Raw genomic sequence first — 22,850 nt, forward strand, 5'->3', positions numbered from 1 at the left:
AAGGGGGGAAAGCCGTTGCCCGGTCACAATCCATCTACCTAGATTGTAGCATCAGGATACCTTGCACAATAGAGCTTCTAATAAAGCTCAAATAGGTGTAGAAGCCATATTTCTTAGCTTCTACACCTATGATACGAGGGGAGAAGGGCTGGTAAATGCCAAATGGGACCCCTAATCCCTAACTCCCAATTCCCAACCCCCAATCCCTTACAATCAGTACCATCCAAAGAGACTCTTTCCTTCATCCAGCCCGTGAATTTCCTTTATTTCTTCCGCCGTGAGAGAAAAATCAAAGATATCCAGATTCTCTTTCAGCCTTTCCACATGGGAGGATTTCGTGATGGTGGGTACCCCGTTCTGGAGAAGGTATTTCAGGGCAATCTGGCCTGCCGTCTTTCCATGGCGTTTTCCGATGTCCTTCAAAATTTTTTCTTTGAAAACCGGCCGCATTCCTTCCGTAAAAGGAGCCCAGCCCTGCATCACCGTGCCGTGGGCCTTCATCATTTTCTGCAGATCGGACCGCAGGAAGTACACGTGATTTTCCACCTGATTCACCGCGGGGATGATGCCGCAGCCTTTGATGAAATCCAGATATTCCGCTTCGTTGAAATTGGAAATCCCGATGGACCGGATGAGACCCTGTTTTTTTGCCTCTTTCAGGGCTTCGTACATTTCAGGAGAAGTGCCATAAGGCTCATGAATCAGGTACAAATCGATATACTCCAGTCCCAGGGCGTCCAGGGATTCTTCCACGATCCTTTTTGCGGCCTGATAAGACGTATAGGGTGAGCAGACTTTGGAAGTCACGAAAAGCCGCTCCCGCCTGACTTTGGACAAACGGATTCCCCGGCCCACATCCTTTTCGTTTCCATACATCCGGGCCGTATCGATGAGCTGATACCCCAGCCCAATGGCCTTTGCCACCGTATCCGCACAGGATTCACCCCTCAGTCCCCAGGTGCCAAGTCCGAAAGCGGGCAGCCTGTTTTCATCATTTAAAGTGATATAGTCCATGTATTTTCCCCATTTCTGACCGTATATTACTTATTTTATTACTGGACCGGCAGAAAAGAAATGGAGGAATCCTGCACCTCGGATATTTCTATGGAAATGAGGAGAAATTAAAGGTAAAATTAATTTATATAAAATAGACTATTTGAAATGTGGTATGGATAGAGGCACTTATGAAGATTCTTTATATCACCAATGTAGACCGGCGGTATGCCATGATGGGGGCGGCCTGCCGAGGTTTGAAGGCGGAAGGAAAGCTCAGGGCAGATTGTGATGTGCTGAAGGTGGAAAGCGACAGCCGCTGGACTCGGGAATGGGAGGAAAAGCTTTCTTCCGCTTCCCTGGTTCTCATCCGGTGGATGGGAAATACGATTCGTACCCGGTTCTGGGACCGGTGCCGGTTCTTTATGGAGAAGGAAAATATTCCCTATTTCATGGATGCCGCAGGATCGGCAGAAGGGGAAGCAGGCCGGGGCCTGGAGCATCCGGCCATCCAGGTGCTGCAGCAGTATGCCCAGTACGGGGGCATGGAGAATTATAAAAATTTCTGGCTCTATGCCCAGAGCCTTTTGAGCGGAGAAAATGAGAGGGTGAAGGCGCCGGAGAAGCTCTGCTGGGCAGGGATTTTTCATCCGGATATGGACGGGAAGTGCATGACCGCCCCGTAGCTTACCGGGAAAAATTCTTCAAACCCGGCCGGCCTGCCCTGGGCATGCTTTTTTACCGGGATGAGTGGATCTGGGACGACCTTTCGTACCAGACTTCTTTTGTCCGGGAAGCGGAGCGGCAGGGGTACAATGTGGTCCCCGTCTTTACGAACGGCATTCCCGACACGTCTCTCGGTGCGCCGTCCATTTCCGAAATTTTCCACAGGTACTTCATGGATGGCAATCGGCCAGTCGTCGGGGCCATCGTGAATGTGATGAAATTTTCCTTTTCCGCGTCCGGTTCTATTTCCACAAAGGAGATGGAGGAAATAGGGATTCCTGTGCTGGAGGCCTATTCCCTCATCATGCCGAAGGAAGAATGGCAGGCATCGTCCGAGGGTCTCACCATGGCAGAGCTTTCCTTTTCCGCAGCCATGCCGGAAGTGGACGGTATCCTTCATACGGTGCCTCTGGCATCCAAAACAGTGAATGAAGAGGGCCTTGTCCGTTATCTTCCCATGGAAGAGCGGATGCGCCTGGTGGTGTCGAAGGCAGGCAAGTGGGCCCGCCTTTCCATGAAGGAAAATAAGGACAAGAAAGTGGCCATCATTTTCCACAATTATCCGCCGAAGAATTCGAATATCGGAAGCGCCGTGGGCCTGGATACCATGGAAAGCATCCAAAAGCTTCTCTTCCGCATGAAAGAGAAAGGCTATGACGTTCCCTGGATTCCGAAGGACGGGGCAGAGCTCATCCGGAAGATGACTTCCCATGCCACGAACGATATGGACATGCTGACGGATGAGCAGGTGGAAGAGTGTGAGAAGCTGCCGGTCTCCGAATATCTCAAACGCCACCATCATTTTACGGAGAAAGTGAAAGCACAGCTGGAAAAGGACTGGAGCAGGGCGCCGGGGTCTGTCATGGTGGAGGATGGAAATATTCTCGTCCCCGGAACCATGGACGGCCATGTTTTCCTCACCGTCCAGCCGGCCCGGGGCTATGGCCTGGACCCGAGAAAACTATACCATGATCCCTATGTGGCGCCCACCCATCAGTACCTGGCTTTTTATCAGTGGCTGAGGGATACCTGGAAGGCGGATATGGTCATCCATGTGGGCACCCATGGAAATCTGGAATGGCTCCCGGGGAAGGGCGTGGGCCTGGACCGGGAAAGCTATCCGGAGCTCGCCCTGGGGGATTTGCCGAATCTGTATTTCTACCACATGACCATTGTGGGAGAAGGGATCCAGGCCAAACGGCGGGGGAGTGCCTGCCTCGTGAGTCACTTGCCCGCGCCCATGGCCGAATCGGGGACTTATGAAGAACTGGCAGACCTGGAAAGGCTCCTTGACGAATATGCCCATTTCCGAAAAGCCGGGGAAGGACAGGAAAAGTCCACGGAAAAGGACATCCGGAAGCTGGCCTTGAAGCTGGACCTGGATACGGACGTGCCTCTTTCGGAGGATTTCAGCGATTATGTGAGCCGTCTCCATGAGTTTATTGAGGAAATACGGGACAGCGAGACCCATGTGGGCCTTCATGTGCTGGGAGAGATGCCGACGGGAGAAATACTGACGGATACCCTGGGGCGGCTCCTACAGTTCCCCCAGGGAGATGTTCCCTCCCTACCTGACCTCTGGGGAGAGCTTTACGGGATTTCTTCGGAGGAAATGAAGAAAAAGGCAGGAAATATTTACCCCTGCGGCCTCACGGGCGGCGAACTTCTGGCCCGGTCGCAGAAGGAAGAAAAAGAAATGATTTCCCTTCTCGTGGAAAAGGATTTCTCCGAAGCGGCCATTTCCGGTATTTTCCATCATGAACCGGTCCTTTCGGCGCCGAAAGAGTGGCAGGAAAAACTGAAAATCCTTCTTTCCTTTGCATGCGGAGAACTGAAAGAAAAGCTTTCCCGCACGAAGGAGGAAATGATTCATGCTGAAAATGGCCTGGACGGTCATTACATCCGTCCCGGGGCCACGGGATCCCCTGCCGTGTCGGGGCCATCCATCCTTCCGCCTGCCATCAATTTCTATGGCCTTGACCCCAGGCTCCTTCCCACAAAAGCAGCCTGGAAGCTGGGACAGGATCTCGCCAATCAGGTGATTACCCAATATATCGCGGACGAAGGAAAGTATCCGGAAAATATCGGCATGGTCCTCTGGTCCGGGGCCAATATGAGAAGCCATGGACAGTGCATCGCGGAATTTCTTTATTTCCTCGGTCTGAAACCCCTGTGGCAGCGGGGAAGCGGCTATGTGAAAGACCTCGAAGTCATTCCTCTCTCCGAACTCAAAAGGCCCAGGATCGACGTGACCGGGCGGATTTCCGGACTCTTCCGGGATACCATGCCCCAGGCCGCCGAGCTTCTGGACAGAGCCATCCTTCTCGCCTCATCGCTGGATGAGAGGGATGAGGATAATTTCGTGAAACGTCATGTGAGCGAAGACAGTGAGGCCCTCATGAGGGAAGGTATTTCCAGAGAGGAAGCCTGGCGGCAGGCGGCCTACCGCATCTTCGGCGATGCCCCGGGGACTTATGGTGCCGGCATAGGAAATCTGCTGGAATCGAAGAACTGGCAGACCCTGGACGATCTTTCCAACGTCTATATCCGCTGGGGCGGTCATGCCTATGGGGGAAAGGCGAGGGGCGAATTCCGTCCCGACCTTTTCCGGAAACGGCTTTCCCATATGGACGTGACCATCAAAAATGAAGATAACCATGAGACCAATATGCTTTCCTCCGACGATTACAATGCCTACCATGGGGGCATGATCGCTTCCGTCCGGGCCATTTCGGGAAAAGCGCCGAAATCCTATGCCGGAGACACCACGGACCGCAGGAATCCGAAGGTCCTGACCGTCCAGGAAACGGCCCGCCGCACCTTCCGCTCCGAAGCCATCAATCCGAAATATATCAAAGGCATGATGAAACACGGCTACAAAGGGGCGGCCGATCTCTCCAATATGGTTTCTATTTCCTACCAGTGGGACGCCACCACGAAAATCATGGACGACTGGATGTATGAGCAGTACGCGGAGAAATATGTGCTGGATAAGGACATGGCGGACTGGATGAACGATGTGAACCCCTGGGCCAGGAAGAGAATCATAGAGACCCTTCTGGAGGCCAATAAGCGGGGCCTCTGGAAGGCCGGTGAAGAAATGGAAAGAAAACTGGAAGAATTGTACCTCGATGTGGAAGGAGAAATGGAAGCGCAGAGCGAATAGATTGGGAAAAGTTAAACAAAAGACAAATGATGGGTCTTGAAAATTCATATTTCCCGGAGTTACCATAAAGCACAGAGAAAGGGATATTTTGGGGAAGGAAAGGATATTTCTAATCATGAAATCTGATTTTGTTTGTGGTATTTTTCTGGCGGCTGCCCTCCTCTCCGGCGGACTTTTCACCGAAGCTTCCGCAGAAGAAGGGGAAGAGCGGCCCCTTTCCATAGCAGGCCCATCTATTTCCACGGCTAAAAAGAAACCGGTGGAAATAGAAATGGAATACATGGAGCCAAGGTTCTACAAAGACAGGCATATCAAGTCCTATGATCTTCACGTCTACGAACCCTGGAAAGTGAACGGCACTTTCTCCATCAAGAAAGGCCTCACAATCCAGCGGGCCACGGGCTATACGTCGGATGATCATATCCGGCGGGACAGCAAGGGGGCAGGCATCGGTCCCTCCATCCTTCTCCGCTGGGAAAAGCCCATTTCCGGCAAACTTTCCGGCGGCTTTGACGGCACGGGAAGTATCCTTCTCTATGACAAAGCCTTTCCCGCAAGGGGCAGGGCCTTCGGATTCATGTGGCGCATCGGGCCAAGGCTTTCTTACCGGTGGAACGAAGATAACGGAATCCGTCTCGGCTGGTCCTATATGCACTGCTCCAACGGATTCAAAAGTCATAACCCCGGCTTCAACGCCGCGGGATTCATGATTGGCTATGAGCATAGATTCTGAAATGCCCCTTCCGTCGTTCAGGATTTCACCACAGATTAAGAAAGCAATCAGTTAAAAGTTATCAGTGATCAGTTCATAGTGATCGGTGCAAGAGGCCCGCCTCAAATCGAATGGCGGGCCTTTTTATATATGGTTCACATTGAAAAGTATAGATTTCATATAAAAAAGGCTGCCTTTCACGATGTAAAGGCGGCCACCATAACTGAGAACAGATAACTAAAAACTGATAACCATATTTCCAGATGTTTTTAAAGAAAGTATGACTGCTTTTGTACACCCTCTGTTTTTATGTGTTCCATTTCAGATTTTGTATTTTTCCTTTATTTGGCGAAAAATCAATCGGCGATTTGGCGAAAAATCAATCGGCGATTTGGCGAAAAATCAATCGGCGATTTGGCAAGAAATTAATCGGCTATTTGGCACGAATTTGTTCCTTGATTTGGCGGAAATTTGATCCCTGATTTGGCGGAGGCTCATTTCCTCATCCGGCAGGGAAATATTTTTCCATGAGGCAGGACTCTGTCCGGGAAAACAGGAAGGGGGAATTACAATTTCTTTGACCGCCGGGAGTCTCCATGATAAGATACGGATACAATACAATTCTTTTCAGTGTGAGTGACCATGACGAAACTGATTTCTTTTTTCAAGGCGAACACCGTCTTCTGTCTCGCAGCCTTTCTGGCCTTTGTGACGGCATTTTATGTGCCGCCCTCCATGGAGTATATTTCCTATATCGATTTCCGGGTGCTGGGCCTTCTTTTCTCCCTCATGACCGTGGTGGCGGGCCTTCAGAAAGCCGGGATTTTTGCCATGATTACGGTACGGCTTTTCCGGTTTCTCAAAACGGTCCGCCAGATGGCAGGGGTTATGATTTTTGCCTGTTTCTTTGCCAGCATGTGGATTACAAATGATGTATCCCTCATCACGTTTGTCCCTTTTGCCCTGGTTGCTTTTCATGAAGCAGGAGAAGAAAAAGAACTGATCAAATTGGTCGTTCTCCAGACGATCGCAGCCAATCTGGGCTCCATGTGTACTCCCGTAGGAAATCCGCAGAATCTGTACCTCTATCTCGTCTCGGGCATGGGTGCCTTTTCTTTCGTATCCCTGCTTCTCCCTTATACCGTGATTTCCTTTATCCTGCTCTGCCTTTCCCTTTTCTGGTTCCCGGGCCGTCCTGTGAAGGCATTGAACGGGGGCCTTGTCCGCTGGCCGGTGCACCAGCTTTTCCTCTATGGATTTCTTTTCCTTTCCTGTATGCTGACGGTAGGAAATATCGTGGACTGGCGCCTTACGGCAGGACTTGTGCTGGGAGCGGTCCTTTTCTTTGACCGGCCCGTGCTGAAGCGGGTGGATTACATCCTGCTCCTCACCTTTGCGGCCTTTTTCATCTTTATTGGAAATCTGAAGCACATCGATTTCATTTATACTTTTCTCACGGCTCACACGGAAGGCCATGAATTCCTCGTATCCCTCCTGGCGAGCCAGGTAATCAGCAATGTGCCGGCAGCCATTCTTCTTTCCGGATTTACAGAAAATTTTGAAGGACTCATGCTGGGAACCGATATCGGGGGACTGGGTACTATGATCGCTTCCATGGCAAGCCTGATTTCCTATAAAATCTATACTGTCCGTCTTGGACAGGCGGGTCAATTTCTTTTTACTTTCACCTGGGTGAATGTGGTTTTCCTCATTATTCTGGTGGGGTGTTATGCAGTGATCGGCAAGTGAAGGACTGCAAAATCCGGGGCGGCAGGGTTACAATTTATATTGGACAGGAGGTTTCTGTGCTGAATATTTTAAAAGAAAAAATCGAAGAAAAAGGAAGCGCCATCGGCACGTTTCTGGGGGTGGCCAATGTGCCCATTGTGGAATGTCTGGGCTATACAGGGCTGGATTACGTCATCATCGATACGGAGCATGGTCCCTATGATACGGAAACTATGAGTGATCTCATCGATGCTGCCGCTAAAAGCGGACTTTCCCCCATCGTCCGCATAGGGGATGTGACCCACAAGGAAATCCAGCGGGCCGTGGATAACGGGGCAGAAGGAATTATTGCGCCCTGCCTGCGTTCGATCGATGATTTCAAAAAACTCATCGATCTTGCCAAATTTCCTCCTCTTGGAAACAGGGGCTTTATCAAGGCAAGGGGAAGCGGTTTTGGCAATGAACCCTGGGCGGCAGGGACCCTGGAAGACTATATGAAGCAGAGCAATGAAAAAGTCCTCGTCCTTCCCCAGTGTGAAACCGTGGAAGCCCTGGAAAGCATCGAAGAAATCGTGAGCCTCGAAGGCCTTGACGGCATTTTCATCGGGCCCTTCGACCTTTCCATTTCCATGGGAATCCCGGGACAGTGGGACAACCCGGCCTTCAAGGCCGCCCTTGAGCGAATCCATAAAGCCTGCCGCAAGGCAGGAAAACTCTGCCTCATCTATACGAATAATGCAGAAGAAGCCCGGCTTCGCCTTTCCGAAGGCTATGATGCCGTGGCCAACAGCATCGATTCCATCGAATTCACGAAGGTCTATCGGGCCATTGTGGAGGAAATCAGGAAATAAAATTCATTTCTTCCTGTTTTGAAAAGGATAACTTCAAGGGAAAATGCTTTTGTTTCGGGGGTATCGGGACGATCGGGGCGGTGTCGGCGCAGCAGTATGAAAGCGCCGACATCTTTTATATTTCTCAAGATTCAACTTTCCGGTCTTTTGTCAATTGAAAAGATGTGAACTTACCCTGACGAAAGTTTTCCGGCCCATATCTGTATCCCTGTTTCAAGTTTTGCGATTATAACCCTAAAAAGTATGTAAATTTCAAAAGTTTTGCGATTATAACCCGAAAAACTTTTATTCTGCTGAGGGGCGGGAAAGAAAATTTTTCTACCGGCCGGTGGTTGACTTGCTTTCCGATATTTCCTACACTGAAACAAATGGGAGGAAAGCAGGTGGACATATGAAGATCACACAGGCCACGACGGCGGATATCGATGAAGTGGCAGAAAGCTACGAGAAACTTTTTGATTATTATGAAACCCATCCGGATACGACCCTCTGGAAGCGGGGCGTCTATCCGTCCAGAGCCTGGGCGGAAACGGGCGTCGCAAATGGCTGGCTTTACGTCATGCGGGATGAGGAAGGACATTTCGTGGCCAGCTGTTTCTGGAACCAGGTGCAGGGAAAGGAATACAAAGATCAGCCCTGGCGGTATCCTGCGAAAGACAGTGAAGTCATGGTGGGCCATACCCTCTGCGTCCTTCCCGGCGTAAAACATCACGGCATCGGACGGGCCTTCGTGGAATTCGGAATGGAACTGGGGAGGAAAAGGGGCTGCAAAGTCATGCGTTTCGATACCCACATCGATAACATTCCTGCCAGTCATCTTTATGAAAATATGGGCTTCCGGCTCGTCTCCACCGGGCCTGCCATCCTGAACGGCCTCGTGCCCGTGACCCTCCGGTATTATGAGCAGAAATTGTGATTGTTGGGGAAGAGGCTTGATAAATTAAGGTGGAAAAGCTGTTTATTTTAAAAGTTATCAGTTATCAGTTATTGGTTCTCAGTGAATGTGCCGCGTATCATGATTGGAAGCGCGGCTTTTTATATTTTTTCCTTTCCCTGAGAACGGCAAACTGATAACTATTTTTCCCAAAGTTTTTAAAATAATGATTTCTATTTTTGTACACCTCTTTTTGCGGCTTCCGGAGAGGGTGAAAGGGGAGGCGGGAAATGATAAAATAAAGGAAAGAATTCGATTTCATCGGAGGGGAGGAATTTCCATGGAGGAAAGGTACTGGCGTGAAATAGAATCCTATGATCTGATCGAGAAGGACTGGAAACTGTTCCGCAAAAAACTACCCGGCTGGCAGGAAAGGTACATGGGAAAGCTGGTACGGCAATACATTGACCTTCTCAGCACCGATCAGAAAGCAAGTTCCAGGTTCTGGGCCCTGGATAAGAGAATCAAGAGGGATAAAAGAAATACAGGTGTAATGATTTCAATGGTGAGCCGGTCCCATATGCTTGATATTTTTGAAATGCTCCGGGTGGACGGGGTCATTGTGGAAAGTGATATGGAAGGCTTCAGCCGGGAGCTGAAGGATTATATGCGCTATGGCTGGGTGCTGACCGATGAAATCCGGGAAGAAGTGGAAAGTAAACCGGACTGGAAAAGCCGCTGGACCAAAGAGGGAAGGAGGCTGGGCGCAACCTTATGAAAATGATTATGACCCTTCTTCTGCTTTTTACTTTTCTTACTCCTCTCCTGTCCACGGAGGCTTTTTCCGCAGAAGCCGCCTATGTGGGCAATGCGAAAAGTTTGAAATTCCACTATGAGGACTGCCGATGGGCGAAGAAGATGAAGGAAGAAAATAAAGTCTGGTTCGAGACCAGGGAAGGGGCCGTGGAAATGGGGTACATCCCCTGCGGCACATGCAATCCCTGAAAAAATTGGCCCCTGCCTGCGGAACCTTTTGATAAGCAGTAAAGGAGGTGCGCTATGGATTTCATGGATTATGTGGAAGAGGACAGTCTTCTGTACTATATCCGTTCCCATCTGGATGAATACGGAGAGCTGCCGGCTGATTTTTCCCTGGATCTCCATGTGAACGGCCTTCGGAAGCTGGAAAGTGAGACGGCAGGGGATTTCGACTATTTCCTGCCCGACGGACTCATTGACGGAAATATATTTCTTGAAATGGACTATTCCGATGAAATCCCCGAACCCCTCTGCCGCGCCCTCATGCTGGCGAGTGATGAGAAGTATGTGGAAGCCGCAGAAGCGGCTTCGGATTATCTCTGCGGAAATGAACCGCGCCGCATGATTCAGTATGTCAATGGCCTTTACAGCTGGGTGGAAAGCGGGGAAGTGCTTCTTAAAGGACAGTGCATCTATAATCTGGCCTACAATATCCTTCGGCAGGATAATGAAATAGAAATGGTGAAGTTTGCCCTGTTCATCATGACTTTCCTTGACGCCAGCGCCCGGCCGGAAGCGGTGGAAATGATTGATACCCTTTCAAAATGCGATGAATTCACCCTTTTCTGCACCTGGGCCCTGAAAGAATGGCCTCACAGGAATGAAAGGACTTTCGACATGCTCCGTCATGTAAAGGGCTGGGGAAGAATCGCCGGCCTGTCCTCATTGAGTCCTGAAACGGAAGAAATCCGCCGCTGGATGGTGAATGATGGCTGGAAGACAAGGCTTTCCAGAGAGGATGCGGTGCTCACCATTGTCCATGCCATCTCTGTGGAAGAATTCCTGGGAGGAGAAAATCCCACGGATTCCTATATTTTCAAAAATATCACCGCCATGCTCAAAATCCTCCTTCAAACGGAAGAGGGAGATGATTATTGCGGGATGGACCAGATGGAAAATCCCTGGCCTCTCGCTGCGGCCTGGCTGAAAGAATGCGAAAGACAGTTCAGAAATCTGGAAATCTATGAAACCGCAGCCCGGATCACCCGCTATGCCTATCGCCGGGCAGGAGAAAAGGAAGCGGTGGAACTGAAGAAAATGGGCACCGATTTCCTCTTTACCGCCGAATGCAGGGATACCCTGGAAGCGGCCCTCAAAGAGGGAAAAGGGAAAGCGCTCGCAGAATTTCTGGGATTCAAATGAGGAGGTATCATGGCATATCCGAAACCTTTTGCGGAAAGTACACTGGCAAAGAAATATAAAGAAACGGGACTCTCTCCGGAGACCATCGAAATACTGAAGAAATTCTTTATTTCCTGCGCCTGTCTCTATGGAGCCATCTTTGCGGAAGATATGTGGCAGGTTTATAAAGAGCTCCTGGGAAAGGGAGAAGTTCCCTGGGTAAAGCAGAAAGATATTTACGGATTACTGCCTATCCTGCGCCGCGACGGCTCCATGCCCTTCCGGGTCTATGAAATCAGTGAAATATATGCGGACGAAAAAGACAGACCCAACGACCGTCTGCTGTCCCATAAGGAGCTGACGCCGCCAGGTGTCAGGGAGGATAATTATATTTATCCCCTGCAGCAATCTCAGAATTTTTACGCTCCCTACCATGTGCCCGATCACTTCCTTGACTTTCAGGAAATCCCGGTAACGAAAGAAGAACAGCGGCTCATTCGGTATGTGGGCAATCTGAAAGTCATAAAAGGCGTGATTAAAGAGTCTGATTCTGATCCTGGAAAGACCTATGAACATGCCGGGGAGCGGCTGGACAGTTTTTGCTATTTATCGGATTATGAAAAGTTTTATCTCAATTACTATAAAAACAAACTGCAGCCCATACCAAGAAATCTGAACATCCTTCATGCCCTTGAAAATAAATTCTGCAAGAAGAATACGGCAGTAAAACTGGTTTGGGAATATAAATTTCTGATCTATGTCGGAGGCCGTACTCCGGCGCAGGAATTTGGCCTCTTTATGAATGACCTGAACGAAGTGGGCGCCGACATAACCAGAAAGAGAGCGGAAAAACTGGCGTCCCTGCTGTTTGACATGTATAATCATTCCTATCTCTGGACCAACCGCGGCTGGCCTCCGAAACTTCTTGCTGAAACGAAAATGAAGGAGATGAAAGCAAAGGGCATCCAGCCTTCCGTGCCCTCCATTTCCTTTGGTCCGGGCATCGAGCAGGCCATCCGGGAAGGGAAGATGGACCGGGAAGAACTGATCCGGAAAATTCAGGAACTTGGAATGAAAGTGATTACATAAAAAGACTAAAAGGGGATAATAAACAATTTCAGATTAAAGAATAGCCGGATTTTCGAAACAAAAAAGCCATGAAGGGCAGCTGCCTTTCATGGCTTTTGATTATATTATTTTCTCTTTACTGCTTTGGCGTAATAGCCACTGCTCTTACAGGAAGTCCCGTAGCTCCTTCGATATGAGGCCATGCTACGAAGAGGATGGCTCCGGCGGGAGCGACTTTATCCAGGTTGGTGAGGACTTCGACCTGGATTTTTCCTTTGGAAAGGACGTACCGTTCGCAGGCAAGGTCTCCTGCCCTGGCCGCTTCTTTCGAAGCATCGGTATCCAGCGTTTCATGGCCGCTGGCAGCCGCATTTCTCACTTCATAAATATATTTCAGTGCGGAAAGGGACCAGCCCGGGAAATTTTCACTGCCGTCTGCTGCAATGCCGGAGAGGGCATTCATGTCCGGCCATTTTTTGCCCCAGTCCGTGCGGAGGGCGACAAAAGCGCCGTCCGGAATGGGTCCGTACTTGGCTTCGTATTCTTTGATATCTTCTTCCGTAGCTGCATAGTGGACATCTTCCTTCACTTTCGGGGTGATATCGATGACGCAGAGAGGGAACATCATGCTTTCCGTGCTGAATTTCTCGGAAAGAGCCTTGCCTTTGGCAAAATGGCCGGGGAAATCGATATGGGTGCCGAACTGTCCCGGGAATTTGAAAGTCTGGATGAGGCATTCCAGCATGGGGTTGCCCCAGTCAAAAACGGTATGGCAGAGATCGAGCACTCCGTCCGGCATGCCGCCCCAGTAAGGGCTGTCATTGTTCAGGGAATGGGAAAGTTCTACGAAATCGTATTTTTCCTTCAAATCAGCAAGCTGGTTCCAAAGCGGATAAGTCATGGTGTTTCCTCCTTTAAAAACATAAAAAACAGGTATATGTATATTATAACCTGTTTTTAATGATTTAAGATAGGTATCGGGAATAGAATATTTTTTATTTTGGCATCTCGCTCCGCGGCAGCCTGTAAAATCCTGAAAAATGGGGCCCATTCATTTTCCCGGGAGCAAAGGGCTGGAAATATGGTATAATGCTTGTAAATATAAACTAAGCATGAAATATAGTCGTTATATACAAACATTATGAGGCTGATTATGGGACGGAAAAAAGCAGTGCTTTACCCCAGGATGGGAAGGATGCTGGGGGATCTGGGAGAAAGAATCAAACTGGCAAGACTCCGGCGGAAACTTTCCGTGGAACTGGTGGCCGAGCGGGCCAAAGTAAGCCGCAGCTCCGTATGGGCCGTAGAAAAAGGATCTCCTGCCGTGGCCATCGGAATTTATGCCAATGTGCTTATGGCTATCGGTATGGCAGAGGACCTGAATCTGATCGCCAAAGATGATATTCTCGGCCGCACCATGCAGGATCTGGACCTGCCCATCCGGAAGCGGGCACCGAAAAGGACTAAAGAAGAAATGGACAACTGACAGGATTCCTTTTGATACATTACCGGTAAAATTCAGGCAGTCAATCCGGCAGGAATCAATTTTCAACTTCCTGTTTTAGAAAACCACGAACTGATCTTAAGCTTCATAGAACTCTTTAATATGGATTTTACTTTCCCCTCCATGACCTGCTGTGTTATACTAAGACATTATGGAGGAATAAATTTACATGTTTACTTACAAAAGAAGAGTCAATTTTTATGATACCGACCTCATGGGCGTGGTGCATCATGCCAATTATATCCGTTATTTCGAGGAGGCCCGGGTGGAATACCTGCGCGCGGCCGGCTGGGATCTGACGGAGCTTATGAATAAGGGTATCGTATTTCCTATCGTGGAAGTGGAAGCAAAATACAAAGAAAGCGCCCGTTATGATGAAATCATCCTGATTCATACCTGTATGAGGAATGTGGACCGGGTGAAACTGGAAATAGAATATGAAGCGGTTTCCGAAAAGACGGGACATATCCTGGCCACGGGACGCACCGTGAATACGTTCACCGATACGAAGACCGGCCGGATTGTCCGGCTTCCAAAGGAAAAAGTGGCAGGCCTTGTGGAGTTTACAAAAGGGGACAGAAATGGACAATAGACCGATTGGAATCATGGATTCCGGTGTAGGCGGCCTGACAGTAGCCAAAGCGCTTCATGATATGTACCCGAAAGAAAGCATCGTTTTCATAGGAGACAGTAAAAGAAATCCCTATGGCGAAAGGACGAGGGATGAAATTGCAGATTTTGGCGAGGAACTGAAGGCATTCCTCCTCGCCCGGGATGTGAAAATGATCATCGTGGGCTGCAATACGATTTCCTTCAATGTGCGGGACAATTTCACGGAAGGCCCGGTGCCGGTGGTCAAGATGAGTCTTGATATTTCCTTCCCGGAAGGAGCAGAAGAGGTGGGCATTTTCGCAACTCCCGCATCCATTGCCACCCATGCTCATTACAATTACCTGTCAAAGAAATATCCGGACATTCATTTCATTGAAGTGCCCTGTGACGGGGTGGCAGCGGCCATTGAGCAGAAAAAAGAAGAAAATCTCATTTCTTCCCTTGTACGGAAGGCAGTAAAGGAGTATCATGCATTTGGTATAGATGCGGGCTACTGGGCCTGCACTCATTACCCGCTGATTCCGTATGCTTTCGCAGAAGCTCTTCCCCATGTGCCTTTTATTGATCCTTCCCGGCCCACGGTAGAAAAGGCTGTGGACATATTAAGGAAACAGGACAGACTGGCGGAGCAGACCGGCAGGAATCGTTTTTATTTCACCGACTGTCTTGAAAATGCATCGCCTCTGGTTAAGAGCCTTTTTGGCCCAGTGGTTGTAGAAAAAACGGTTTTGTAGGAGTGTGAAGGAAATGTTGTTATTGATTCTTAAAATTATAGCATTCATCATCCTCGCCATCTGCCTTGGCTTTGTCGCTTACTGGGCTGTGGCTGTGATCAAGGGTGATGCGGTGATGAAAATTCTGAAAACGAAGAAGACACCGCTGAAAGTGGAGACTATGGACCGCCATCATGTGACCCTGTCTTATACCATTCCGATTAAGAATGTGGGTAAGCAGCTGGGCACGGTTATGGATGCTTTCGTCCGTATCTACCTGCCTTTCGAACAGTATGATGATGCCAGAGTCACCGGCCATCTCGATGATTTCGATGTGCCGCGGCATGATGATTACTGGCAGGCCTACATCGTGGAACCGGGAAAGGAAAAGAGATTTTACATTACCCTGGATATCGACGGGAAAGGCACGAGCATTCTGGGAGACCTGGAAAACCTGCCGGAATTTGGTATGGATATCATTTACCAGATCGTGGCCAGAAGCGATTATTACTACGCAAAGACAAGAATTGTGATTACCCGTGAAGAAGTGCAGAACGCTCTTTACGAATATACGACGGAGGCGGGAAAATAATGGCAGAACTTGAACTTGTTCCGATTCATACCAGAATTCTCACCCACCATGACAACATCGTGGATGCCATCCTGGAATTTGCAGGAGATGAGATTACGGATCATGATATCGTGTGCTCCGCAGAATCTGTTGTGGCGATTACCCAGAACCGTTACGTCCGTCCGGAAGAACTGAATGTCTGCTGGCAGGCGCGCCTCATGAACCGTTTCGTCCCGGGGGCCGGCTCCATGGCCAGCATTTACGGTATGCAGGCAGCCATGGATGAAGAAGGGAAATGGAATATGCTCTTTTCCTTCATCCTCGGCGCTATTGGCAAAGTTTTCGGAAAGAGCGGCATTTTCTATGCCCGCTGCCGTCAGGCATCCCTGATTGATGATGTCACCGGCACCATGCCGCCTTTCGATAAATGCCTCGTATACGGTCCGGCAGACACGGATCATGTGTGTGAAAAAATTAAAAAAGCAACCGGTGCCTATGGGGCTGTCATTGCCGATGTCAACGATTTGAAAAGGGCAGCGGTCCTCGGAAAGAGCAAGGGCCTTGACCCGAAACAGATCGCAAAAATCCTGATTGATAATCCTTTCGGAAATGACAACCAGAAGACCCCGATTGTCATCATCAAGAATTTCACCGATGTCATGGGGAAGTAAGACATTGCTGGTTTATGAATAGAATCAATCAGCGATTATCGTGATACGCAAAAACCGGCCGCCAGTTTATATGGCGGCCGGTTTTATATGGCCCTCCCTGAAATTGTGCCAATCTGATAAAAAAGGCCGCTCTGTAAATTGGACGGCCACCTGTCCGGGTCAAAGTGCCGATCGATGCAAAGTCCCGAAGACAACTGAATCTTCAAAGTCCCGAAGAACCCGGCCTCTGAGAATTCCGAACTGATAACTGAACGGAAAAAAGCCGCCCACTATGATTAGTGGACGGCTTTTGGGTACAAAAATTCTCCCTTTTGAGAATATGTTCTCGTTGTCCGGATTTCCGATCTTACCTGTCAATCGGCTGCAGAAATTCACATTTGGATATGTCATCTCGTGATCAAGGTACGTAGCGGGGGGCGCGGGTCCGAAGATTTTCTTTCTCGTTTGTTGGGAGTTTATTCTTTTTTGTAAAAATAAATTGGAAACTCGATTTTTTTCCTCGAGGATTTGAAAGCCTTCAGAGCACGTGGGGGTTGTTCCGGATCTGCTTTAAATTTCTGGGCGCCTGGCAGATCCTCATGGAACGCGGCCCGAGGCCTCGCTCTTTTTGCTTTCACCGGTATAGTAGCAAAAATCGCGATTTGTATCATTAGAAATTTATTAAATTTTTAAGCACACAGGAATCAGTTCATGGGGATTCGTGAAGAGTCTGCATCAGAAAGGAAAAAGTGTAAAAACGGAAAGCTCAATACCCCTTCTTCTTGTCCACCTCATTCAGCAGCTTTTCTCCATGAGCAAAAGCCACATAGTTTGTTTCCAGCAGTTTTGTCAGTTTATCCCAGAAGTCGGGAACCATGGAGGCGATATGGGGAGTCATGATGACATTTTCCATAGACCAGAAAGGATGATCCGGCGGGAGAGGCTCTTTGGAGAATACATCCATGCAGGCTCCCGCAATGGTTCCGTTCTGCAGGGCTTCGATCAGTGAAGGTTCATCGACCACCGATGCCCGGGCAATATTGATGAAGAGGGCGGATTTCTTCATGGCCCTGAATTTTTCAGCGTCAAAGAATTTTTCCGTTTCCGGTGTGGAGGGAAGGGCGGCTATGATTATATCTGCTTTTGGCAGGACATCCATAATTTCTTCCTGGGTGTAAACGTGGTCTGCAAACATTTCATCAGAGAGATGTTTCTTGACCGCCAGGATCCGCGTTTCAAAAACTTTGGCCCGCTGGGCGATAGCCCGGCCGATTCCGCCAAAACCAACGATGAGGATGGTCTTTCCAAAGAGGGAAATCCCTTTTGGCCGGATCCATTCATGGGCATTCTGATGGCGGACCGCATCGGGAATTCTTCTGTACCAGGCGAGAAGGAGAGCCAGGGTATGTTCGGAAACGGAGCGGTCATGGATACCGTGGGAATTGGTGAGGATGATGGGCCGCTCCATCATGGATGGAGTGAGGAGTTTTTCCACGCCGTCAGAAAGGGAGTGAACCCAGCGGATATTCGGTCCCGCCTGGAGGAAAGGCTCCACATTCTGGAATCCCCAGAGCGAAAGGGCATCGGCATCAGATACATGAGGGAGAGCCTCTCTGGGGGATTTATAGGCTTCGACAATAGACCCCGGTACCGCATCTTTCAGGGCGGCAATTTTTTCGTCGGATAATTTGTTGACCACGACCAGCTTCATGGGAATGACCTCTTTTCGTTTGGAAATATTTTTTGTGTCAGATTATATGACTGTTTACTATATTATAGCATTGGAAATAAAGTGAACAGGTAATAGTTAATCAGTTAATAGCTGCATTGTGGCCAGGCGGGCGGCGAAACTGCAGCGCCGCCGGACCTGTCCGGGCTGCTTCTGTTCCTGGTTTGTGAAAAACCTGATACAGGGATGCATTTGAAACGATTAACTATCAGCCATTAACCCCGAATGATGGCTTTATATTTCTGATAACTGCGAACTGATAACTTCATTCATACCGCTTCCTTTTCATATCCAAAGTCCATTTACCACGATGATATGCTATAATGATTGGAGAAAATTTATTCTGAATCGAGGAGTTTATATGGCAGTTAGAAGAAAAACGACGACACGGACCAGAAGGCCCCGCCGGAGAAAGAGCGGCGGACATCCCTTCCTGGTTGCTTTTTTCTTTATGTTCCTGATTTTTGCTTCCGCTTATGTGACAGACCGTATGACGAACAGGCCTGCGGCTGAAGTGGCGCAGAATATGACCACCATCCATCACATTTTCAATGACAAGGAAATGCAGGGCCTCGTGCCGAAGGAAGATACGGGCACACCGGAAAGCGTAAAGGAAAAAATCAAGGCAGCCATCGACAAAGTAGTCACGGTCAAAGTGAACGGGGAAGATAAGAAACTCTCCTCTAAGAAACAGGACCGGACGGAGACGAAAGTGGCTTCGAAATCCGCTGAATCTGCTGAAACTTCGACTCCCGAAGCCCCGGCTGAAACGCAGAAAGATGAACCGAAAGAATCCTCTTTCAGTATTTCCAATGTCATTTCCAAAGTCACCGGAAAACCGGCTCCTGCTCCTGAAGAAAAACAGGAAACCGTCGTTGCTTCTGCTTCCACAAAGGAAAAACTGACGGAAGACAAATCTACGGTCATCATCAATAAACCGGCTCCATCAGAAGACAAGTCGACAATCACGAAATCCACTGTGTCCAAACCGTCTCCTGTGAAGAGCACTCCGAAGACATCGGTGAAATCCTCTTCCCATGAAGGAAAATCCACAGTGACCGTCAATAAGCCTAAACCCAAAGCAGTCCCGGCAGCGGCTCCAAAAGTTAACCAGCCTGCCAGAATTTCCGGAAAACTGGCTATTGTGATCGACGATGCGGGAAGGGATCTCGATTCCCAGCATGTGTATGAAAATATGGGTATTCCCCTGACCCTGGCCGTCATGCCGAATCAGGTTCATACAAGGGAAGCTGCCGCCTCCTGGGCAGCTCATGGACTTCCTGTCATCATTCATCAGCCTATGGAATCGGTTTCCGGGGTAGGTATGGAACCGAAAGTGATTCTGACTTCCATGAGCACTACGGAAATGCGGGCCCTGCTGAAGAGTTCCTTCTCCCAGATTCCGGAAGCCATCGGCATGAATAACCATCAGGGCTCAAAAGCCACCATTGACCGTCCTACCATGGATGTGGTGATGAATGAACTTCATCACAGAAATATGTTCTTCTTTGACAGCCGGACAAATTCCACTACCGTTGCTGATGTTTCTGCAGCATCCTTCGGAGTCCGTTATGCGCGGAATGACCTTTTCGTGGATAATGAAGCCGATGTGACCTATATTTCCAATATGATCCGGGAAGGGGCAAACCGGGCCGAAAAGTATGGTACCTATGTGATCATCGGTCACTGCCGTCCAAAGACGGCGGAAGCTTTCCGTCAGATGGTGCCAAAGCTCAAAGCCGAAGGCATCCAGTTTGTTTACCTCTCGTCCCTGACGAAGTAAGGAGGGCCTATGATTCAGACCGTATTGATTTCCGGCGGGACTTCCGGCATAGGCCTGGCCACGGCGGAAATTCTTGCGAAAGAAGGCATCCGCTCCATCCTGCTTGGAAGAAATGAAGAACGGGGAAAAGCAGCACAGGAAAAAATCCCGGGAAGCTTTTACATTCCCTGTGACGTGACAAAGAGAGAAGACTGCGAAAGAGCGGTCAAAGCGGCTTCTTCTATAGGAAATATAAAAGGCCTCGTTCTTTCGGCAGGAGTCTACACGGAAGGACTTCTGGAAAATACATCTGATGAAGAAATACAGAAACTTTTCGACGTCAATGTCTTTGGGGCCATGAAACTTACCAGGGAGGCCATTCCATATCTTCGAAATGCAAAAGGGAGCATTGTAGCTGTTGCTTCCGATGCTGCTATTCAGGGAAATGTGCAGTGCAGTCTCTATGGGGCCACGAAAGGAGCCCTCACTTCCTTTATCCGTTCTCTGGCTCTGGAAATGGCAGTGGACGGAATCCGGGCCAATGTGGTCTCTCCCGGTGACATCGATACACCTCTTCTTGACAGGCAGCTCAAAGAATATGGAGGAAATAAAGAAGAAATGAGAGAATGGTATCCCCTGGACCGCATAGGAAAGGCTCCCGAAGTGGGAGAAGTCATTGCATTCCTTCTCTCCGAAAAAGCATCCTTCATCACCGGAGCCATTGTGCCTGTGGATGGAGGACTTACAGACTGGTAATCCAAAAAGCAGGAACCATGGCGGCCCATGGACCTGCTTTTTTGTCATTTAACGGGAGAAATTTTTATTGATGAAATTGAAGAAGCCCGGTGATTTCTGAAATGCCGGCTTCGATACGGTTTCTCCGCGGGGGAGTTCCCCGGTGCTTCACTTTGTATAATTAGATATGGTATATTTAATGATTTTTAGGTATAATATAACTAAGTATAGTATCTGGCATTTACAATCCGGGATGACCCGGGTGAGGAGGTTTCTATGAGCGAAGAAAATGAAATGGAAAAGGCTCCGGTTGTTCGTCCGGAAGCATCCCCCGAAGTAAAGGCAGAAGCCCAGCCGCCGATGGAAAAGGCAGATCCCATATCGCCGGCTGAAAAACCGGAAGCCATGCCGCCGGCTGAAAAAGAAGAGGCAAAGCCGCCGGTAGAAATTCCGGAAGAAACTCCGGCAGAAGAACCGGAAGACCAGCATGTGGATGCTCCGGAAGCAGATATGGAAATCAATATCATTGACGACCGGGATAAGGAAGCAGAAAATCTCATCCGCTGGGCTGCCGGCCGCGCAGGAGTTATTGTAGCTGCACCCCTTTTGGGAACGGTAGCTCTTGTAGCCAATGAAGTGTATATGATTCATAAAATCGGTACCGTTTATGGCGTAGAACTGAATCAGAAAGCCGTTCTTTCCTTTATCGGCTCACTCGGAGCCACCGTAGTAGGCTCGACTCTGGCTACCCTGATTCCTCTTTCCATCATGCAGATTCCGATCGGTATTTCCGTCACCTATGGACTGGGCAAAGCGGCCCAGCGCTGGATCAAGGACGGTATGCCGGATGATACGAAACCTTACCGCGCCGTCTTCGAAGAAGGCCAGGCGGAAGGCCAGAAAGCTGAAGAAGAACTGGCTGAAAATCCGAAGAAGGATGAACCCCTGGGCGATGAAAAGAAAGATTTCACCCAGGAACTCAAGAAAAACTGGGATGATGTTTATCCGGAAAAAGCTCATGCCGCTGTAGAAAAACTGGCTGACCAGCTTACCGAACAGGCAGGCATTCTTGGAAATAAATTCATCGAAGCCCTGAAAAAAGCAGGCGTTACGGATGAACAGATTGACAAGGCGAAATACACCGCTCTTGGCGCTACGGAAATTGCCCAGGAAACCGCAGAAAAGACAGCGAAGGACATTCAGGCCATTGCCCGCGTGAAATCGAGAGAATTCCGTAAGGATGCCATGAAGAAAGCCGACGAAATGAGAGCCCAGGCCAAGGGACAGATGGATGAACTTCAGAAAAAAGGCGATGAAATGAAGCATCAGTCTGAAGTGCAGTCCCAGCAGATGAAGCTGAAATCGGAAAAGATGAAAGCCCAGGCCAGAGTCCAGATGCAGGAAGCAAAGATTAAAGCATCCAAGCTCCAGGCCCAGGCAAAGGAACAGGCCGATCTCGCCCAGGCAAAAGCAAAGGAATATTCCGATGCTGCCCAGGAAGCTGCGGCAAAGTATAAAGAAGCTGCCACAAATGCTGCCAATCAGGCAAAGGAAAGCATCCTTTCCACGGCCAAAGAATATAAGGCAAAAATTGAAGAACGGGCTGCCCAGAAAAAGGCAGAAGCTGAAGCAGCCAAAAAGGAGAGTGCTCCCGTTGAAGCTCCTGCAGAAACTGAAGAAACTCCTGCTCCCGCTGAAGAAACTAAGGGTGAATAAGGCGCCGGCCCCGGACCTTTCTGAACTGAACAAGGAAGAAATGGGCGGTGTGAAAAGAAGAGTTATTTCCCCCTGGGGGCGGCGGAGAATCCGTCACAGAAGAGCCAATCATCCCTGGGTGAGGGGAAGGAGAATGTGAAAATGAAAGAGATGGATACTCTGTGGTATCCATCTTTTTTGTATGAAAAATCAGGCGGCAGGCAGTAAAAATGGCAGTATTATACAATATAAAATGTAATGACATGGAAACAGGCGCCCTGCAGATGGGGAAGGAAAGTGTTTTTTCGTGCCCGGTTTGCAGGACTGGGAAATGGATTTCCTGGCTCACTCGAAATTGGATAGAGAAAGGTCTTTAAATCGGCATCCATGAGGAATTTGAGAATTTAATAAATTTCTAATGATACAAATCGCGTTTTTTGCTACTATACCCATGGAAAACCCAAAAGGCCAAAGCAGAACCGCCCAAGTCCATCAATACCCGGGATGATGGAAAAGCGGGGATGCTTACATGTAAAAGGTTTTCTGCTGTACAGCTTTCCCGTTTACAAGGTTGTTAAAACAAAAAAGAAAATTCCTCCGG

At 49.1% G+C, this 22,850-nt stretch carries 21 protein-coding genes; 18 read left to right on the forward strand and 3 right to left on the reverse strand.

Annotated features, from left to right (window positions below; translation table 11 throughout):
* Positions 1-213: 213 nt before the first annotated feature.
* A complete protein-coding gene (locus tag VZT47_RS05245) occupies positions 214-1,014 on the reverse strand; it encodes an aldo/keto reductase (protein WP_330223923.1) in 801 nt (266 codons plus the stop codon).
* A 170-nt stretch (positions 1,015-1,184) separates the two neighbouring features.
* Here VZT47_RS05245 and VZT47_RS05250 point away from each other — a divergent pair, with 170 nt between their 5' ends.
* The 10 genes from VZT47_RS05250 (at position 1,185) to VZT47_RS05295 (ending at position 12,299) form a co-directional block, all read left to right on the forward strand.
* Complete coding sequence (locus tag VZT47_RS05250) at positions 1,185-1,679, forward strand: hypothetical protein (RefSeq protein WP_330223924.1); 495 nt, start codon at positions 1,185-1,187, stop codon at positions 1,677-1,679.
* Positions 1,661-4,885 (forward strand): cobaltochelatase subunit CobN, encoded by a 3,225-nt coding sequence (gene cobN / locus VZT47_RS05255; RefSeq protein WP_330223925.1) that lies wholly within the window; start codon positions 1,661-1,663, stop codon positions 4,883-4,885. Before VZT47_RS05250 ends, cobN begins: the two co-directional genes overlap by 19 nt.
* A gap of 115 nt (positions 4,886-5,000) precedes the next feature.
* The gene (locus tag VZT47_RS05260; protein ID WP_330223926.1) at positions 5,001-5,618 is read left to right on the forward strand and encodes an acyloxyacyl hydrolase; all 618 of its coding nucleotides are present in this window, start codon (positions 5,001-5,003) and stop codon (positions 5,616-5,618) included.
* 621 nt (positions 5,619-6,239) lie between these two features.
* On the forward strand, positions 6,240-7,346 hold the full coding sequence (locus VZT47_RS05265) for an SLC13 family permease (protein WP_330223927.1): 1,107 nt from the start codon (positions 6,240-6,242) through the stop codon (positions 7,344-7,346).
* A gap of 56 nt (positions 7,347-7,402) precedes the next feature.
* Positions 7,403-8,176, forward strand: coding sequence for an HpcH/HpaI aldolase family protein (locus tag VZT47_RS05270; RefSeq protein WP_330223928.1), 774 nt, complete (start codon positions 7,403-7,405; stop codon positions 8,174-8,176).
* Between the two features lie 391 nt (positions 8,177-8,567).
* Positions 8,568-9,092, forward strand: coding sequence for a GNAT family N-acetyltransferase (locus VZT47_RS05275; RefSeq protein WP_330223929.1), 525 nt, complete (start codon positions 8,568-8,570; stop codon positions 9,090-9,092).
* Between the two features lie 298 nt (positions 9,093-9,390).
* Entirely contained in the window at positions 9,391-9,828 is a 438-nt protein-coding gene (locus VZT47_RS05280) for a hypothetical protein (protein ID WP_330223930.1), read from the forward strand.
* Positions 9,825-10,055, forward strand: coding sequence for a nuclease (locus VZT47_RS05285; protein WP_330223931.1), 231 nt, complete (start codon positions 9,825-9,827; stop codon positions 10,053-10,055). Before VZT47_RS05280 ends, VZT47_RS05285 begins: the two co-directional genes overlap by 4 nt.
* Before the next feature lie 54 nt (positions 10,056-10,109).
* Complete coding sequence (locus tag VZT47_RS05290; protein ID WP_330223932.1) at positions 10,110-11,231, forward strand: hypothetical protein; 1,122 nt, start codon at positions 10,110-10,112, stop codon at positions 11,229-11,231.
* Between the two features lie 9 nt (positions 11,232-11,240).
* Positions 11,241-12,299 (forward strand): hypothetical protein, encoded by a 1,059-nt coding sequence (locus VZT47_RS05295; RefSeq protein ID WP_330223933.1) that lies wholly within the window; start codon positions 11,241-11,243, stop codon positions 12,297-12,299.
* Between the two features lie 115 nt (positions 12,300-12,414).
* Here the strand turns inward: VZT47_RS05295 and VZT47_RS05300 are convergent, their stop codons facing one another.
* Positions 12,415-13,179: a cyclase family protein gene (locus tag VZT47_RS05300; protein ID WP_330223934.1), complete on the reverse strand. Its 765-nt coding sequence runs from the start codon at positions 13,177-13,179 to the stop codon at positions 12,415-12,417.
* Between the two features lie 252 nt (positions 13,180-13,431).
* On the opposite strand from VZT47_RS05300, the gene VZT47_RS05305 reads away from it, so the two are divergent.
* The 5 genes from VZT47_RS05305 (at position 13,432) to VZT47_RS05325 (ending at position 16,349) form a co-directional block, all read left to right on the forward strand.
* A complete protein-coding gene (locus tag VZT47_RS05305; protein ID WP_330223935.1) occupies positions 13,432-13,764 on the forward strand; it encodes a helix-turn-helix domain-containing protein in 333 nt (110 codons plus the stop codon).
* 187 nt (positions 13,765-13,951) lie between these two features.
* Positions 13,952-14,374: an acyl-CoA thioesterase gene (locus VZT47_RS05310; protein WP_330223936.1), complete on the forward strand. Its 423-nt coding sequence runs from the start codon at positions 13,952-13,954 to the stop codon at positions 14,372-14,374.
* Positions 14,364-15,128, forward strand: a complete 765-nt coding sequence (locus tag VZT47_RS05315) for a glutamate racemase (RefSeq protein ID WP_330223937.1) — start codon at positions 14,364-14,366, stop codon at positions 15,126-15,128. The genes VZT47_RS05310 and VZT47_RS05315 overlap by 11 nt, the downstream gene beginning before the upstream one ends.
* Positions 15,129-15,141: 13 nt before the next feature.
* Positions 15,142-15,699 (forward strand): hypothetical protein, encoded by a 558-nt coding sequence (locus tag VZT47_RS05320; RefSeq protein ID WP_330223938.1) that lies wholly within the window; start codon positions 15,142-15,144, stop codon positions 15,697-15,699.
* Positions 15,699-16,349: a coenzyme F420-0:L-glutamate ligase gene (locus tag VZT47_RS05325; RefSeq protein ID WP_330223939.1), complete on the forward strand. Its 651-nt coding sequence runs from the start codon at positions 15,699-15,701 to the stop codon at positions 16,347-16,349. The genes VZT47_RS05320 and VZT47_RS05325 overlap by 1 nt, the downstream gene beginning before the upstream one ends.
* Before the next feature lie 745 nt (positions 16,350-17,094).
* On the opposite strand, the gene VZT47_RS05330 is transcribed toward VZT47_RS05325, so the two are convergent.
* A complete protein-coding gene (locus VZT47_RS05330; protein ID WP_330223940.1) occupies positions 17,095-18,039 on the reverse strand; it encodes a D-2-hydroxyacid dehydrogenase in 945 nt (314 codons plus the stop codon).
* 379 nt (positions 18,040-18,418) lie between these two features.
* Here VZT47_RS05330 and VZT47_RS05335 point away from each other — a divergent pair, with 379 nt between their 5' ends.
* The 3 genes from VZT47_RS05335 to VZT47_RS05345 all read left to right on the forward strand — a co-directional run bounded on the left by VZT47_RS05335 (position 18,419) and on the right by VZT47_RS05345 (position 22,270).
* Positions 18,419-19,840, forward strand: a complete 1,422-nt coding sequence (locus VZT47_RS05335) for a divergent polysaccharide deacetylase family protein (RefSeq protein ID WP_330223941.1) — start codon at positions 18,419-18,421, stop codon at positions 19,838-19,840.
* 9 nt (positions 19,841-19,849) lie between these two features.
* Positions 19,850-20,575 carry an SDR family NAD(P)-dependent oxidoreductase gene (locus tag VZT47_RS05340; RefSeq protein ID WP_330223942.1) on the forward strand — a complete coding sequence of 242 codons (726 nt, stop codon included), beginning with the start codon at positions 19,850-19,852 and terminating at the stop codon, positions 20,573-20,575.
* 255 nt (positions 20,576-20,830) lie between these two features.
* On the forward strand, positions 20,831-22,270 hold the full coding sequence (locus tag VZT47_RS05345; protein ID WP_330223943.1) for a DUF697 domain-containing protein: 1,440 nt from the start codon (positions 20,831-20,833) through the stop codon (positions 22,268-22,270).
* Positions 22,271-22,850: the final 580 nt, after the last annotated feature.

The organism is Dialister sp. (assembly GCF_036343215.1).
Lineage (GTDB): Bacteria > Bacillota > Negativicutes > Veillonellales > Dialisteraceae > Dialister.